Annotated in this window: 14 protein-coding genes, 1 tRNA gene and 1 pseudogene; 7 read left to right on the top strand and 9 right to left on the bottom strand. The window is 73.0% G+C overall.

Translation table 11 applies throughout. The features are described 5' to 3' along the window. Window positions 1-414: 414 nt before the first annotated feature. Complete coding sequence (locus ACGFYH_RS09160) at window positions 415-717, top strand: hypothetical protein (protein ID WP_393802475.1); 303 nt, start codon at window positions 415-417, stop codon at window positions 715-717. Window positions 718-747: 30 nt separating this feature from the next. Here the strand turns inward: ACGFYH_RS09160 and ACGFYH_RS09155 are convergent, their stop codons facing one another. After that, window positions 748-1,725 (bottom strand): helix-turn-helix transcriptional regulator, encoded by a 978-nt coding sequence (locus ACGFYH_RS09155; protein WP_393802474.1) that lies wholly within the window; start codon window positions 1,723-1,725, stop codon window positions 748-750. Between the two features lie 97 nt (window positions 1,726-1,822). Between ACGFYH_RS09155 and ACGFYH_RS09150 the strand changes: the two genes are divergently transcribed. The 3 genes and pseudogenes from ACGFYH_RS09150 (at window position 1,823) to ACGFYH_RS09140 (ending at window position 3,782) form a co-directional block, all read left to right on the top strand. Further along, window positions 1,823-2,197, top strand: a complete 375-nt coding sequence (locus tag ACGFYH_RS09150; RefSeq protein ID WP_393802473.1) for a VOC family protein — start codon at window positions 1,823-1,825, stop codon at window positions 2,195-2,197. 87 nt (window positions 2,198-2,284) lie between these two features. After that, a pseudogene (locus ACGFYH_RS09145) lies at window positions 2,285-2,527 on the top strand (dihydrofolate reductase); the annotation flags it as partial. A 154-nt stretch (window positions 2,528-2,681) separates the two neighbouring features. Further along, complete coding sequence (locus ACGFYH_RS09140; protein WP_393802472.1) at window positions 2,682-3,782, top strand: LLM class flavin-dependent oxidoreductase; 1,101 nt, start codon at window positions 2,682-2,684, stop codon at window positions 3,780-3,782. Here the strand turns inward: ACGFYH_RS09140 and ACGFYH_RS09135 are convergent. After that, window positions 3,758-5,647: a putative bifunctional diguanylate cyclase/phosphodiesterase gene (locus tag ACGFYH_RS09135; protein WP_393802471.1), complete on the bottom strand. Its 1,890-nt coding sequence runs from the start codon at window positions 5,645-5,647 to the stop codon at window positions 3,758-3,760. The genes ACGFYH_RS09140 and ACGFYH_RS09135 overlap by 25 nt on opposite strands. A gap of 284 nt (window positions 5,648-5,931) precedes the next feature. Here ACGFYH_RS09135 and ACGFYH_RS09130 point away from each other — a divergent pair, with 284 nt between their 5' ends. Beyond that, complete coding sequence (locus tag ACGFYH_RS09130; RefSeq protein WP_393802470.1) at window positions 5,932-7,311, top strand: M6 family metalloprotease domain-containing protein; 1,380 nt, start codon at window positions 5,932-5,934, stop codon at window positions 7,309-7,311. Between the two features lie 143 nt (window positions 7,312-7,454). On the opposite strand, the gene ACGFYH_RS09125 is transcribed toward ACGFYH_RS09130, so the two are convergent. The 6 genes from ACGFYH_RS09125 to ACGFYH_RS09100 all read right to left on the bottom strand — a co-directional run bounded on the left by ACGFYH_RS09125 (window position 7,455) and on the right by ACGFYH_RS09100 (window position 12,382). Beyond that, a tRNA-Lys gene (locus ACGFYH_RS09125) sits at window positions 7,455-7,528 on the bottom strand. After that, a complete protein-coding gene (locus tag ACGFYH_RS09120; protein WP_393802469.1) occupies window positions 7,519-8,115 on the bottom strand; it encodes a bifunctional DNA primase/polymerase in 597 nt (198 codons plus the stop codon). Before ACGFYH_RS09120 ends, ACGFYH_RS09125 begins: the two co-directional genes overlap by 10 nt. Window positions 8,116-8,239: 124 nt before the next feature. Next, on the bottom strand, window positions 8,240-8,587 hold the full coding sequence (locus tag ACGFYH_RS09115) for a hypothetical protein (RefSeq protein ID WP_393802468.1): 348 nt from the start codon (window positions 8,585-8,587) through the stop codon (window positions 8,240-8,242). A 162-nt stretch (window positions 8,588-8,749) separates the two neighbouring features. Beyond that, on the bottom strand, window positions 8,750-10,318 hold the full coding sequence (locus ACGFYH_RS09110; RefSeq protein ID WP_393802467.1) for a polysaccharide lyase family 1 protein: 1,569 nt from the start codon (window positions 10,316-10,318) through the stop codon (window positions 8,750-8,752). Between the two features lie 433 nt (window positions 10,319-10,751). Then, entirely contained in the window at window positions 10,752-11,483 is a 732-nt protein-coding gene (locus ACGFYH_RS09105) for a decarboxylase (RefSeq protein WP_393802466.1), read from the bottom strand. Further along, window positions 11,480-12,382 carry a decarboxylase gene (locus ACGFYH_RS09100; protein ID WP_393802465.1) on the bottom strand — a complete coding sequence of 301 codons (903 nt, stop codon included), beginning with the start codon at window positions 12,380-12,382 and terminating at the stop codon, window positions 11,480-11,482. Before ACGFYH_RS09100 ends, ACGFYH_RS09105 begins: the two co-directional genes overlap by 4 nt. 185 nt (window positions 12,383-12,567) lie before the next feature. Between ACGFYH_RS09100 and ACGFYH_RS09095 the strand changes: the two genes are divergently transcribed. Together ACGFYH_RS09095 and ACGFYH_RS09090 are read left to right on the top strand one after the other, a co-directional pair. Next, the gene (locus ACGFYH_RS09095) at window positions 12,568-13,527 is read left to right on the top strand and encodes a D-2-hydroxyacid dehydrogenase (protein ID WP_393802464.1); all 960 of its coding nucleotides are present in this window, start codon (window positions 12,568-12,570) and stop codon (window positions 13,525-13,527) included. 32 nt (window positions 13,528-13,559) lie between these two features. Then, window positions 13,560-14,945, top strand: a complete 1,386-nt coding sequence (locus ACGFYH_RS09090; RefSeq protein WP_393802463.1) for an amidase — start codon at window positions 13,560-13,562, stop codon at window positions 14,943-14,945. 337 nt (window positions 14,946-15,282) lie between these two features. On the opposite strand, the gene ACGFYH_RS09085 is transcribed toward ACGFYH_RS09090, so the two are convergent. Beyond that, window positions 15,283-15,777, bottom strand: a complete 495-nt coding sequence (locus tag ACGFYH_RS09085; protein ID WP_393802462.1) for a DUF3830 family protein — start codon at window positions 15,775-15,777, stop codon at window positions 15,283-15,285. Window positions 15,778-15,846: the final 69 nt, after the last annotated feature.

The following is a 15,846-nucleotide window of genomic DNA, read 5'->3' as shown; positions in this document are numbered from 1 at the left end:
GGGGAGCACCGGGTGACCCCGCGCCCCCGACCACCGCCGCCACACCGGCCCGGCAAACGGCTGCGTCGGCCTGTGGGCCCGTGCAACCTGGCCCTGACGCTCTGCACCTCGCCCGAGCCGTTCATGGCGTCCGTTTCGTCCGAGGCAAGGTGCCCCACACCCGGCCGGTCCGGTCCGGTCCGGTCCACGAGGCTGCCCGGGACGAGGGCGCCGATCAGGATGCCGATCGAGCCGACGGTCGTCAGGGCGGCGAGGTGCCGTCCTCGGCCACCTTCACGGGGGCGTGCCGTGCATCGTCCTCGCCCGCTGGGTTCCGGAGTCGCCGCGGTGGCTCGCCGACCACGGCGGCCGCGAGAAGGCTCCGGCGACCATGGGGTCGGTCGAGCAGACGGCCGAGAAGCTCCCGGCGCCCCGTTGCCGTCCCCGCCCCGGCCCACCCGGTCGGCCGCGGGCAAGGACGGCGGCCTGCGCGGACTGCCCCTGCCCGTACACGCGGAGCTGCTCCCCGCCCTGATCAGGGCGCTGGGCTGCCGCGTGGGCGGCGCGATCGGCACGGTGTTCGTGACCCCGGCGGTCGTCGCCGTCGCGGGCTCCCTGTCGGCGGCGGCCTGGGCGCCGGAGACGAGCGGCCGCGCCCTGGAGGACGTCGCGCCGTGGGGGGAGCGGTCGCCGCGGCGAGGACAGGGGCGGGATTCTGTCCTTCGGAAGCTCGTTTGAGCGGCGCATGAACAGATACGTGCGAAGTGTTCACGTCTCGGCGACAGGGGGGTGGGTACGGGCCAGATGCGTCGCGAGCCGTTCGACCAGCCTGCGGGCGGGCTCCGGGGCGACGACCTCGATGTGTTCGCCGAACTGGAGCAACTGCCGCACCCCGTCGACCTGGTCGTATGCCACGGTGATCTCGACCCGCCCGTGGTCCCCCCGGTCGCTCGCCTCCTTGAGCCTGGCGCCCAGGACGCGGCGGGCGAGGTCGAGGCTGCCCGCGTCGAGGCGCGCCGTGACCACGACACGGTCTCTGCTCTCCAGCTCCTCACCCAGCTTCCGCGCCGTGCCGGCGAGGTCGGCGCCGGGCCGCAGTCGGCGGTCGCTGTCGAGCAGGGCCCAGTGCTGGAGGCGGGACAGTGCGAACAGCCGGGGCTCACCGTCCCGGTCGGCCACGAGGTACCAGCGCCCACCCCGCTGCACGAGCCCGTAGGGGTCGACCACGAGCTCCCGCGCGGACTCGGCGCCGCTGCGCCGGTACACGATCCACAGCCGCCTGGCCATGCGCACGTCCCGCACCAGGCCCGCGACGTCGGGCAGGGGCGCGGCATCCTCGAACCAGGGCCGGTTGTCGATCACGATCACGTCCGTCAGCGCCAGCGGCAGGCCGTCCCGGGCGGGCGGCAGTGCCCGACGTGGTGTGAGCTTGCGCAGCGCCGACCGGGCGGCAGCCTCGCCGCCGAGCTGACGGGCACGGTCGAGATCGAGCCCGACCGCCCGCAGCAGATCGGCCTCGCCGGTCGTCAGTTTCGACAGGTCCGCCTGGTCACCGGGCAGCAGACTGATACCGCCGTACCTGCCCCGCTCGGTGCAGACGGGAATCCCGGCGTCGACGAGCGCCCGTACGTCCCGCAGAACGGTCCTCGTCGACACCCCCAGCTCCTCGGCCAGGGCTTCGGCCGTGGTCCGCCGGCGCGCCTGCAACGCCGCGAGAAGCTCGATCAAACGCTGCGGCCGACTCATCCGACAGCTCCCTCGTCCGAACACGACAGCTTCTGTCATGTTCTCAGGCGAGGCTGACACCAGCGGCCGAGCGGCCGCTCGGAAGGAGCCGATACCCATGTCCGCACCCAACCTCTTCCTCGTCTACGTCAGCGACGTAGAGCGCGCGACCGCGTTCTACTCCGACCTGTTCGGCATCAAGCCGGTGGTCACCACGCCGCGCTACGTCCCCTTCGAGGTCGCGCCCGGCGTGCTGTTCGCCGTCTGGAGCGGCCGCCGGGACCGGGTCGCGCCGCAGACGCCGCGCACCTCGGAGGTCGGCCTGATGGTGCCGGGCGCCGCCGCGGCCGTCGACGCGATCCACGCCGAGTGGGCCGCCAAGGGCGTCGCCGTGGTGGAGGAGCCCCACGACGAGGTCTTCGGCCGCACCTTCGTGGTCACCGACCCGGACGGCAACCTGATCCGGGTCTCACCCGTCGACCAGGTGGCGTGACCACCCGCGAACGGCGTCGCCGTCACCTCTTCCACGCCTGCGTCGTAGGGTCGGAGCCGTCACCGGGGAGGTCTTCTGGTGCACAGGATGACCTGTCCGATGAGCGTCTCTCCCGACGGCTACATCGTCGGGCCGGACGGCGGCTTCGGCTGGACGGATCCGGACGGGAAGGTCTTCCGCTCCTTCACCGACGAGCTGCGACGGACCGGCGTCCACCTGATGGGGCGGCGGCTGTACGAGACGACGCTGGACCGGGAGACCGCCGAACAGGACGAGTCGCTCGACGACTCGGAGCTCGCGCGGGCCGCCCTCTGGAAGGCGCTGCCCCGCCCGTCCTCCCGCTCCAACGGCTCGCCCTCCCCGTCTCCGCCCCCCACCGTGCTCCCCGCCGCCCTCCGGGCGCCCCGCCGGGGAATAACCGGAGACACCCTCCTGTTACGTCGCGAAGCGACCCGCGTACGTCAACCACAGGAGGCACCCCACCATGGCCGTAGACGCCGCAGAGGAGATCCGGGGCACCGCCCACGGCGCCGCTCCCGTCCCCCTCTCCGTACTGGACCTGGTGACCGTCGGGGCCGGGCGGACCGCCACCGACGCCCTGGGGACCAGCGTGGACATCGCGCGCCTCGCCGAGGCCCGGGGCTTCCACCGGTACTGGGTCGCCGAGCACCACTCCATGCCCGGCGTCGCCTCCTCCTCTCCCGCGGTGATCCTGGCCCACCTGGCCGCGTACACCGACCGCATCCGGCTCGGCTCCGGCGGCGTGATGCTGCCCAACCACGCGCCGCTCGTCATCGCGGAGCAGTTCGGGACGCTGGAGGCCATGGCCCCCGGTCGCGTCGACCTCGGCCTCGGACGCGCCCCCGGTACGGACGGGGCCACCGCCGCCGCCCTGCGCCGCAGCGAGCGCCTCAACGAGGGCGCCGACGACTTCCCGCAGCAGCTCGCGGAGCTGATCCGGTTCCTGGACGACGACTTCCCGGACGGTCACCCGTACGGCCGCATCCACGCCGTGCCGGGACCCGTGCAGGCCACCTCGCCCGGGGGCGTGCAGTCGGCGCACCGGCCGCCGGTGTGGCTGCTCGGCTCCTCCGGTTTCAGCGCGCGGCTGGCCGGTACTCTCGGGCTGCCCTTCGCCTTCGCCCACCATTTCTCGGCACAGAACACGATCCCGGCGCTGGAGCTGTACCGGGAGTCCTTCCGCCCGTCCGCCGTGCTCGACGCCCCCTACGCCCTCATCGGCGTCTCCGCGCTCGCTACCGACGACGAGAAGGAGGCCCGCCGGCAGTTGCTGGCGGCCGCGCTGAACATGGTCCGCCTGCGCACCGGGCGCCCGGGGCTCGTGCCGACGCCGGAGGAGGCCGAGGCGTACGACTTCAGCCCGATGGAGTCGGAGTTCGTGCGGTCCTGGAACGCGAACGTCATCCACGGGTCCGCCGACGAGGTGCGGACCGGCCTCGACGACCTGCGCAAGCGCACCGGCGCCGACGAACTGATGATCACCGCCAACGCCCACGGCGGCGACGTACGCCTGCGCTCGTACGAGCTGATCGCCGACGCCTACGGGTTGCCGACGCCGGCCTGAACCCCGGCCGGTCCTGGTCCGGCGGAACCCAGTAGCGCGGAGATGCGGTCCGGCGCCACCGGCCGGGAGTAGAGCCAGCCCTGACCGGTGTCGCAGCCGATGCGGCGCAGGCGGGTCGCCTGGTCGGAGGTCTCCACGCACTCGGCGGTGACGGTCAGGCCGAGCCGGTGGGCGAGCTGGACCATCGCCTCGACGATCACCTCGTCGGCCGGGTTGGCGGCCCCGGCGACCGCGCCGTCGGCGACCGCGCCGTCGGACACGGCGTCGTACTGGAAGCCCCGGACGAAGGCACCGTCCAGTTTCAGGACCGAGACCGGCAGCCGGCTGAGGTAGGCCAGGTTCGAGTAGCCGGTGCCGAAGTCGTCGATGGCGATGTGGACGCCCATGTCGCTGAGCGCCTTGAGGACCTGGAGCGGGCGCCCGGCCGAGCCCATCACCGCCGACTCCGTCAGCTCCAGCTGGAGCAGGTTCGGGGCGAGGCCCGTCTCCTCCAGGGTGCGGGCCACGTCCGCGACCAGGTCGGAGTCCCAGACCTGGCGGACCGCCACGTTGACGCTGACGAAGATCGGCGGCTCGTCCGGGTGGGCCAGCTGCCAGCGGCGGGCCTGGTGGCAGGCCGTGCGCAGGATCCAGCGGCCGAGGGGAACGATCGAGCCATCCTCCTCCGCCAGCGCGATGAACCGATTCGGCGCCAGTACGCCGAACTGAGGATGATTCCAGCGGATGAGCGCCTCGACGCCCCGCACCCGGCCGTCCTCCATGCCGACCAGCGGCTGGTACTCCAGCGCGAACTCGCCGCGCTCGATGGCGGGGCGGAGCGTGGCGGCCAGCGCCTGGCGGGTCATGCGGCTGGCGTTGCGCTCGGGGTCGAAGAGCGTCCAGCGGGCCCGGCCGTCGGCCTTGGCCCAGTACAGGGTCGTGTCGGCGGCCTGCATGAGCGCGGTGGGGGTGGTGCCGGCGGTGTGGCGTTCGACGACGCCGACCGAGGCGGTGACCGACAGTCTGCGATCGCACAGCTCGAAGGGCGGCTGGAGGGCCGTCAGGACCGCCTGGGCCAGGTCGGCGAGCTGGTCGGTGCCGGTGGAGTCCTCCACCAGGAGGGCGAACTCGTCGCCTCCGAGCCGGGCCACCAGCGGGACGCCTGACCGGGCGTGGGCGGCCTCGTCCGCGCACCGGGTCAGCCGTTCGGCCACGGCGGCGAGCAGCCGGTCGCCGACGCGGTGGCCGTGGGTGTCGTTGACGGCCTTGAAGCCGTCCAGGTCCAGGTAGCACACGCCGATCCGGCCGGTGCCGCCGTGCTCGTACGACTCCGCCTCCAGCGCGGCCGTCAGGCGTTCGAAGAACAGGGCGCGGTTGGGCAGCCGGGTCACGGGGTCGTGCATCTGGAGGTGGCGCAGCCGGGCCTGCAGTTCGCGCCGGGCGCTGACGTCGGCGACGGACAGCAGCAGACCCGGGCTGTTCCCGGAGTCGGCCAGCGGTTCGACCGTCACCTGCGCCCACAGGGAGTGCCCGTCGGCCCGCTTGAGCCGTCTGGTGCAGCGCAGCCGGGGCTGCCGGCCGCGCAGCACCTCGCGGTAGGCGTGCCAGGTACCGGCATCGGAGGCGAGGTCGACGAGGTCGGCCGCCACGCGGCCGGCCAGTGCGGCCGGGTCGGTGCCGAGCAGAGTGCCCAGTGTGTCGTTGGCGCTGACGACCAGGCCCTCGGCGTCGACGACGGCCATGGCGAGAGGGGCCGCGGTGAACACCGACCGGTAGGCCGGGGACCCCGTACGCGCAGTACGAGGAGCCAGACCGCTGTCACTCTCTGTGATGACCGACCGGCCGAGGTCTGTCGCGGGCGCCGGCCCTTCGGAGGTTCCGTCCACCGCTCGCTCCCGCAGTGCCTCGATCTCTGTTCGTGCTCTGTTCGTGCAGGAAAGTGTGCCGATCATAGAGGCTGACACCGGGCCCTTCCAGCCGCCGTCCCGAGTTCCGGACCGGGCGACCCCTCTGGCAGATCGTTTCCGCTCACACCTGGACGGGCCTTTCACGCCTCCGACCAGTTGTGACGTTCCGTGAGTGTCTTCGGGAGGTCGGCCGGAACGGCTCCGGCGACATCCCGGCCGGCTCACCCATCCGGTGCAGGCGAACAGGGCGTAATAAGACAATCATGCACAAGCTGGGTGCGGCGTCCCGTCAACCGCACCCGGAGGTCCATGTGCCGCGCCGGCTCCCCCTGAGGCGACTTCCCCGGGAGGCTCTCGCGGGCCACGGTGCGGGCCGCCGGGCGGCGGGGACGGGCGCCCGGCCCAGACTGCGCAGCACCGCGGCCGTGTGCACCACGATGTCGGCGCTCGCCGCGACCTCCCTGATCACGGCCCCCTCGGTCGCCGAGCCCTTCTCCCCGGAGCCCTGCGCGCTGCGGCGCACCGAGGTGCACCACTCCGAGGGCCTGGACACCTGGAACGCCACCTATCCGCGGCCCGCCCGCGTCCTGGACGCGGTGATGGTGTTCCTGTCCTTCCCCGACTCCCAGCCGCTGACGGCAGCGGCCGAACTCGCCGCCGACCACTTCCCGGCCACCGGCAGCTTCTTCCGGCGGGCCTCGTACGGCGCGTTCACCCTCCGCCCGCACCCGCTGCCGAGATGGATCCCGATGCCGAGCCCGTCGACGTCGTACGCCATACGGCGGGACTGGAGCCCCGAGCACCGGGCCGCCTACCTGCACGACGCGCTGGACGCGGCCGACCGGTACGTCGACTTCTCCCGGTACGACGTCGTCTACTTCGTCGCGGACCCGGACGCGCCCGGGGTGGACTCCGACGCCACGAAGGTCGTCAACCTGGACGCGCCCCTGCGGGCGGACGGCACCGGCATCCGGCGGGTCGTCACGGTCTTCGAGAACCATCCGCCGGACCGGCTGGTCCTGGCCCACGAGACGGGGCACGTCTTCGACCTGCCCGACCTCTACCACCGGCCCGTCGACGGCAAGGGCGACTGGGACACGCATGTCGGCGACTGGGATCTGATGGGCAGCCAGTTCGGGCTCGCACCCGACCTCTTCGGCTGGCACAAGTGGAAGCTGGGCTGGCTGCGGCCCCGGCAGGTGGCCTGTGTGCGGGGCAGCGGGCCGACCCGGCTGACGCTGGAGCCGCTGGGGGCGGGCCCGGGGGTGGAGGTGACCGGCGCAGCCGGCGCTCCCGCCTTCGGCCTCGGGCAGGGCACGAAGCTGGCCGTGGTGCGCACGGGCGCGGGCAGCGTGCTCGCCTTCGAGGTGCGCACGCCGGTCGGCAACGACGTCTCCGCATGCCGGGCGGGGGTGCTGGTGTACCGGGTGCACAGCGGGGCACAGTCGGGGGGCGGACCGATCGAGGTGATCGACGCCCACCCGGACAGCCAGGCCTGCTGGGCGGACTCGGTCTACCCACCGCTCGCCGACGCCCCGGTGGCCCTCGGCGAGAGCTTCACGGTGCCGGGCGAGGGCGTACGGGTGGAGGCCCAGGGGCGGACGGAGTCGGGGGCGTGGACGGTGCAGATCACACCGGGGTGAGCCGCCCGGCCGGGACGCTCTCGGTGCCCTGCGCCGAGGGGCGCGGGTGGCGAAGCCTCTGCCACGCACGGCGGGGCCACGCGGAAACAACGATGGCGAGACAGTGTTCGCGTTTCCGCTAACCTGCCTCGCCATCGACAACGTGCGCCGCCAGGGACTCGAACCCCGGACCCGCTGATTAAGAGTCAGCTGCTCTAACCAACTGAGCTAGCGGCGCCTGCTGACGTCGTAGACCTTAGCATCCTGGCCGACGGGAGGAAAAATCGAAATCCGTACCGCCGCGCGGGCCGCCCGGACAGCAGCCCAGAGCAGGATCTCCGGGCCCGGCAGCCACGGCCGACGGGTGTCCGGGGCCACCAGCCAGCGGCACCCGGAACGCGGGGACACGCCCGCGGGGGCCGGGACGGTCACCGCGTCCCCGGCGCCGTGGCACAGCAGCGGCGGCACCCCGCCCGTACGCCCCCCCTCCCGGCCGCGGGCGCTCCACTCCTCCCACCCGAGCAACGACGGCAGCCGCTGGGCGGTGCCCGGCGCGGCGAACAGCAGCGTCCGGCCGCGGAACTCCGCCACCGGCCCCGAACCCGGGCCGTCGTCCCACAGCCGGTCCAGCATCCGGCGCCCGAAGATCGCGGGGGCGCTCACCACGTCGAAGGCGGAACCGCAGGGCAGAACGACCGGGGCGCCGGGCCGCTCCTCCCAGAACGCGAGCGTGCTGCGCGGATACGCGGCCGCCGACGCCAGCCAGGCGGCTCCGTCCGAGGTGACGTCCGTGACACGGGGCGTGGCCTTGCGTGCGCTGCTCATGTCGCACATATCTACCCGGCGTGAGGAAGCCGCTCCGCTGAGTTGCGGGAAACCGGGACGCGGGGCCCTGGAAGGGAGTATCTTGCCCACCCCGCTGGCATATGCGTGCGGATTACCCGGCCGTCTACTCGGCCGGTTCGCCGCGCATCAGGTCCCGCCCGAACTCCACCATCTTCTTGGCGTAGTCCTCGGTCCACTCGGCACGTTCGGCGATGTCGGCGGTCGTCAGCCGGTCGAACCGGCGCGGATCGGCCAGCTGTGCCGCCGCGACCGCCTGGAACTCCATCGCCCGGTCCGCCGCCGCACGGAACGCGTGGGTCAGCTCGGTGGCCCGCTCGAGCAGCGCCCGGGGGTCGTCGATCGACTCGAGGTCGAAGAAGTGCTCGGGGTCGGCGGCCGCCTCCGCCGGCTCGAAGAGCAGGGGCGCGGGGCGTAGCCGCGGTTCGTTCCGACGCGGCGTGGGCTCCGCCATGTCTTCTCCTCCTCGTACGTCACGACGGCCCTCCCCCGCGTACGGGGCACTCCGGTGGGAGTGGGCCACCGTCCATTGTCCCGCGCCCGCGCAAGAGGGCGGGGCGTGCCCGGCGCCGCGATCCGGACACGCCCCGCCCGCTTCGGGCGTTACCCGCGGCCGCTAGCCCGCGTAGGTCTCGAACTCGGCGACCTTCGGGGTGCCCGAGGCGCCGGTGATCTGGAAGGTGATCTTCTCCAGCGAGACCGGCGAGAAGCCGATCACGCCCGCTCCGCTGCCGGTGGCCAGGACGGCGCCGGTGTCGTGGTCGACGACCCGGTAGGAGCCGATGGTGCCCCCGGAGCCCGCCGCCTCCCGGATGTTGATCTTGGAGACGGTGGTGGCGGAGGACCACTTGACGGAGATGGAGCCGGTCGTGCCGACCGGAGACCAGTAGGTGCTCAGGTCACCGTCGCGGACGTTGCCGTAGCTGGTGCCGCTCGCCTTGGACGAGCCGTCGGAGCCGGCTCCGAGGCTGAGGTTGGTCCCGCTCGGCGGATCGGTCGGGTCCGGGTCGGTCGGATCCGTCGGGTCGGTCGGGTCGGTCGGGTCCGGGTCGGTGGGGTCGGTCGGGTCCGGGTTCTGCGGTGTGCAGCTGCCGTCCGACACTTTCAGGCCCTTGTTCGCGCCCGCCGTGCCGCTCACCACACCCGGCACGCAGGAGGCGGCGTCGAGGCTGTAGGAGTAGGGGATGGACACCGTGGTGTTGGACCGCGGGTCGGGGCCGGCCGGGTTGTTGTCCCCGCCGCGCTCGGACCAGGTCACGTTGTCGAAGATGTTGCCGCTGACCTGCCAGGAGCCGGCCGCGTCGGTGTAGAAGGTGCCGAGGACGTCCTTGGAGTCCTCGAAGTAGTTGTTGTCGACTTTGGCCCTGGCGCCCGCGCGGGAGTTGATCCCGGACTTGTTGAGGCTCACGTAGTGGTTGTTGTACATGTGGGCCGTGCCGCCGCGCAGCAGGGGTGCGCGGGAGTCGATGTTCTCGTACAGGTTGTGGTGGAAGGTGACGTAGCCGTTCGACACGTCGCTCTCGCTGGACCCGATCAGCCCGCCGCGGCCGGAGTTGCGCAGGACGCTGTAGGACAGGGTCACGTACTGGGTGTTGTCCTTCATGTCGAAGAGGCCGTCGTAGCCCTCCGACTCCCCGCCCGAGGCCTCCAGGGTGGAGTGGTCGACCCAGACGTTGCGGACGTCGCTCTCCATACCGATGGCGTCGCCGCCGTTGGAGGTGGGCGAGCCCGACTTCTTGACGTTCCGGACGGTGACGTTCTGGATGACGATGTTGCTGGACTGCCGGATGTGGATGCCCAGTTGGTCGAAGACCGCACCGCTTCCGACCCCGACGATCGTGACGTTGCTGATCTGCTTGAGCTCGATCTTGTCGGCCGCGGTGTTGCAGCTGTCGCCCGAGACCTTGCTGGTGTTGCCGTGGTTGATGGTGCCCTCGACCTCGATGGTGATCGGGGTGCTGCTGTCGGCCCGGCCGCACAGTGCCTCGTGGATCGCGGTGCCGGTGGTGGCCCGGACGGTCCGCCCGCCCGCACCGCCGGTCGTGCCGCCGTTCTGGGTCGCGTAGCCGGTGGCACCGCCGGCCGCCGCCGACGCCTCGGGCATCGCCAGCACCACACCGGCCGCGGCCGCGAGGGCCAGCGTGCCCAGCGCCGCTTGGAGTCGCAGCGCGACTGGTCGTCTCATCCTCGGTCTCCCATTCTCGCCTTCACGTGCCGGAACGAAAGCCATGTCGCGATCATGTCAATACCACATGGCGGGAAAGCGCTTTCTCGCCGTGAGAATAGGGTGCCCCCTCAGACCTGACAAGAGTTCAGACACGTTCTGACGCGTTCAGAACAGAGGCCACCGTCTCTGTACATGAACGGCCATGACCCGGCAGGCCCGGACGTGGCCGGGGAGAGGACCCCGCCCGATGTGCGCCCCGGGCGGAGCTGCGGTACGCTCATCCTGCCTGATCACGGGAGTCAAACCCCGGCGGCGGGCAGTGCGTTGGTGGTCCAAGGAAAGACGCCCCACTTCCCGTGGGGAAATGCAGGTGCAAGGCCTGCCCAGCGCTCGACGAGAACCCCGGTTCCGCTCACGCGGGACCGGGGTTCCTCCGTGTCACGCCACTCGCTCAGGCCTGCACCACCGGCTCCCGGGTGAACAGGGCGCCCAGGTCCGGGGCGTTGACCCGGCGGTCCGCCAGGCGCAGGCCCTCCCAGATGGTGACCTGGTTCGCGGTGAGGACCGGCTTGCCCAGTTCCTTCTCCAGGGCCGGGATGTGGGCCGCCGTGTGCAGCGCGGTGTCCGGCAGGAGCACCGCCTGCGCGTCCGGGCGGTCGGCGGCGCGGGCCAGCGCCAGCACCTCCGACCCGGTCCAGGTGCCGACCTCCGCCGCCGTGATGATGCCCGAGCCGACCACGTCGACCACCTCGATGCCGGCGGCGCCGAGGAAGTCCGCGAAGAGCCGCGCCACGTCGTTTGGGTAGGTCGCCCCGATCGCGACCCGCCGCGCCCCGATCTCCTTCGCCGCGTGCACGAAGGCGAAGGAGGTGGAGGAGGCCGGCAGCCCCGCCGCCTGGGCCAGGCCGCGCACCTGTTCCTGGGCGCCCTCCCAGCCGTGCACGAAGCTGCCGCTGGTGCAGGCCCACACCACGGCGTCGGCACCGGCGAGCCGCAGCTCCGCCACGCCCGCCTCGAGACGCCGCGGCGAGCCCATCTCGCGCAGCGCGTCCACCCGGTGCGCGTCCTCGCCGATGTCCGTGTGCACCAGGTCCACCCGGATGTCGCTGCCCAGGAGCTGCTCGATGCGTGGATAGTCGTCCTCGCCGGAGTGGCCCGGGTACAGGAACCCCAGTGCTGTCATGTCCACCCTTCCTGCTGCTGTTCCGTGTCCGGGCCGTCACCGACGCCCGGCATGTCCACCACCGCGGGACCGACCGGACCCGCCACCGCGGGGTCGACGGGACCGGCGGGCCCCACCACCGCGGGACCGGCCGAACCCGTCGCCGCGGGGCCGGTGCGCGCGGCCGGATCGGTCAGCGCCTGGTACGGCCCCATCGCAGGGGTACCCAGTCGGCGCAGCGCCGCCCACATCGTCACTTGGTTGGCCGAGATCACCGGGATCCGCAGCTCTGCCTCCAGCTGGGGGATGACGTCGTAGGTGGGGAGGTTGGTGCAGGAGATGAACAGGGCGTCCGCCGACCCCTGAGCGGGCACGGCCTGGCGTGCCATGTCGGCCACGTCGCGGTACGGGACCTTCCAGATGTGCCGGGTCAGCCCCATGAAGGCGCAGCCGGTGACGGTGACGCCGGCCTCGGCGACGTACGCCTCCAGCGCGCGGGTCACGGAGACGGTGTACGGCGTCACCAGCGCCACCCGGCGTACGCGCAGCTCGGCCAGCGCGTCCAGCAGCGCGCCCGAGGTGGTGACGGACGGGACCGCGCCCGCCCAGGTCATCGCCTCGCACATGGCGCGTTCACCGGCGATGCCGCCGACGAAGCTGCCGGAGGTGCAGGCGTAGGCGACGACCTCGGGCGCGATGGCGTTGAGGGTGCGCACCGCCTCGCCGAGGGTTTCGTGTTCGCTGACCATCCGGGCGAGGTCCAGACTGACCTCGACGGGCACGAAGGGGGTCCGCGTCATGTGCAGCGACACGTCGTCGGGCACCCATCGCCACAGCTCACGATCGAGTGCGAAGTCGAACGGGGCGACCACGCCGACCCCGCGTTGCGGAGCTGGTCCGCCGAGAAAGGAGATGTCCATGGCACGCACCGGCCTCACACTGAGAAAGGAGAGGGCAACGCACCGTTACGCACGGCCGTGTTGACGAAGGTAGGTTGCGGTGCGAGCGTGGTCAATCCGCCCGCGTCACTCCCAGGTCAACAGCCGGTTAACTTCCCCGTCAACACCCGAACGCCCCGCTTCCACCGACCGGAGACAGACCGCCGATGACCACGCCCCCACCCGCGCCCACGCTCCTCGTCCTGGACGCCGAGCCGCTCCCCCGTCTGGGCCGGCTGACCGGCCGGGCCCGGATCGAGCACGCCGACGGGAGGACCCTCGCCGAGCGGCTGCCGCACGCCGACGTCCTGCTCGTGTGGGACTTCACCTCGCACGCGGTGCGCGAGGCGTGGCCCGGTGGCGGCCCGCGGCCGCGCTGGGTGCACACGGCGAGCGCCGGCGTGGACCATCTGATGTGCCCGGAGCTGGCCGGGTCGGACACGGTGGTGACCAACGCGCGCGGTGTCTTCGACCGGCCGATCGCCGAGTACGTCGCCGCGCTCGTCCTGGCGATGGCCAAGGACCTGCCCACGACGCTGCGCCTGCAGGGCGAACGGACCTGGCGCCACCGGGAGTCGATGCGGGTGGCCGGTACTCGCGCCTGCGTGGTCGGCTCCGGGCCGATCGGCCGGGCGATCGTGCGGACGCTGGAGGCGCTCGGCATCACCACCGCGCTGGTCGGCCGCACCGCGCGCCCGGGTGTCCACGGGCCGCGGGAGCTTGACCGGCTGCTGGCCGGGGCCGACTGGGTGGTCGCGGCGGCGCCGCTCACCGACGACACGCGCGGCATGTTCGACGCCCGGCGGTTCGGGGTGATGCGGCCCTCCGCCCGGTTCGTGAACGTGGGGCGGGGTCAGCTGGTCGTCGAGGAGGACCTCGTCGAGGCGCTGACCGCGCGCCGGATCGCGGGCGCCGCCCTGGACGTGCTGAGCCACGAGCCCCTCGCGCCGGACAGTGCGCTGTGGCGGGTGCCGGAGCTGATCCTCTCGCCGCACATGAGCGGGGACACCATCGGCTGGCGGGACGAACTGGGCGCGCAGTTCGTGGAGTTGTTCGAGAGCTGGGCGGCCGGCGGGCCGCTGGCCAACGTGGTCGACAAGAAGCGCGGATACGTGCCCGGACACTGACGTCCCCAGGAGAGAACGCGGGAGGGTGCTGCATGACCGACCTCACCGAGCTGACCGCTGTGCGGCTCGTCGAAGGTTACCGCAAGGGCGATTTCAGCCCTGTTGAAGTGACCCGGGCGGCCCTGGAGCGGGCCGAGCGGATCCAGCCGGAGGTGAACGCCTTCGTCCGGCTGACCGGCGAGGAGGCACTGGACCGGGCCGCGCGGGCCGGGGAACGGTGGCGGCGCGGGGAGCCGTGCGGGCGGCTGGACGGGGTGCCGGTCACGGTGAAGGACATCCTGCTGACGCGCGGTCGGCCCACCCTGCGCGGCTCCCGGGCCGTCTCGCCGGACGGGCCCTGGGACGAGGACGCACCGTCCGTGGCCCGGCTGCGCGAGCACGGCGCGGTGTTCCTCGGCAAGACCACGACGCCCGAGTACGGCTGGAAGGGCGTGACGGACTCGCCCCTGTCCGGCGTCACCCGCAACCCGCACGACCCGTCGCGTACCGCGGGCGGCTCCAGCGGGGGCGCCGCGGCGGCCGTGGCGCTCGGGGCGGGGCCGCTGGCGCTGGGCACGGACGGCGGCGGCAGTGTGCGCATCCCGGCGTCCTTCTGCGGCATCTTCGGCCTGAAACCGACGTACGGCCGGGTGCCGCTGTATCCGGCGAGCGCCTTCGGCACCCTCGCGCACGTCGGCCCGATGACCCGGGACGCGGCGGACGCGGCGCTGATGCTGGACGTCATCGGCGCCCCGGACGCCCGGGACTGGTCGGCGCTGGGCCCGGCCCCCGGGTCGTACACCGAGGCCCTGTCCGGCGGGGTACGGGGGCTGCGGGTGGCGTACTCCCCCTCGCTCGGCGGGCAGGTGGCGGTGCGTCCGGCGGTGGCCGGCGCGGTGCGGCGGGCGGTGGAGCGGCTGGCGGAGCTGGGCGCGTACGTGACGGAGGCCGACCCCGACTTCACGGACCCGGTGGACGCCTTCCACACCCTGTGGTTCAGCGGCGCGGCCCGGGTGGTGCAGCATCTGCGGGCGGGGCAGCGGGAGCTGCTCGACCCGGGACTGCGGGAGATCGTCGCGGCGGGCGCCCGGTACTCGGCGCTGGAGTACCTGGCCGCGGTGGACGTCCGGATGGAGCTGGGCCGCCGGATGGGCCGCTTCCACGAGGAGTACGACCTGCTGGTGACGCCGACGCTGCCGATCACGGCCTTCGAGGCGGGCGTCGAGGTCCCGAAGGGCTCGGGACTCAGGCGCTGGACGGGCTGGACGCCCTTCACCTACCCCTTCAACCTCACCCAGCAGCCGGCGGCGACCGTGCCGGTGGGGGCGGACGGGGACGGACTGCCCGTCGGCGTACAGCTCGTCGCGGCCCGCCACCGCGACGACCTGGTCCTGCGCGCCGCCCACGCGCTGTACGAGGCGGGAGCGGCGTCCGTGTAGCCGCGGGCCGGATGCGTGCACACCGGCCGAGTGGTGGTCGGCGCGGGCGACCGACGCGGGGGATGGCCGGCGCGGGTGACCGACGCGAGGGATGGCCGGCGCGGGCAGCCGGCGCGGGGGGCCGACGCGGGGGATGGCACCGCGGGCAGCCGGCGCGGGGGTGGACGCCGCGGGCAGCCGACGCGAGGGATGGCCGGCGCGGGCAGCCGACGCGGGGGTGGACGCCGCGGGGGATGGGCACCGCGGGCAGCCGACGCGGGGGGCGGACGCGCGGGGATGGGCGCCGGGCGGGCCGCGTGGCCCGGCGCCTGCGAGGTGCCCCTCCCGCTCTACGGCGCTACGCCCGCCGGAAGCTGAGCGTCTCCCCCGCCGCCCCCGTGCGCCACAGGTCGTTGCAGGCCTCGGCCATCGCGTCGAGGCCGTCGGTCACCCGGCCCCAGACGGTGCCGGGGACCCAGCCGACGTCGCCGTTGAGGAGCAGGTTGTTGCGCTCGTAGAAGAGGGCGAGGTCGACGAGGGTGGTGCCGGGGCGGACCTCGCGGTCGTAGCCGTACGCCTTGGTGCCCAGCTCGGCACCCGCGAAGGCGAAATAGCACAGGTCGCCCGGAATAGGCGTTACCGTCGGATTCTCCAGCGGGGGTTCGGGTGCCGCGAAGGGCGGGAAGAGGGCGTAGATCTCGTTGCGGGCGTATTTGGCGTGGTACACGTCGCCGCCGAGAGGGAGCGCGTCCCAGACGGCCGCGCAGGTGATCGGGGCCCGGTCGTCGAGCAGTTGGGCCGTGCAGGTGATTCCGCGCTTGACCAGCGAGACTTCGATGTAGCGATCAGCCATGCCCTCCATGGCAGTGCCCGACGGCCCTGCGGTCAAGAGCGCCGGGCCGAAGTATCGGACTGAAAACGA

It is taken from the genome of Streptomyces sp. NPDC048392, assembly GCF_043200575.1.
In the GTDB taxonomy this organism is placed as follows: Bacteria; Actinomycetota; Actinomycetes; order Streptomycetales; family Streptomycetaceae; genus Streptomyces.
Note: the sequence above shows the minus strand (reverse complement) of the source record. Positions and strands in the feature narration are given on the sequence as shown.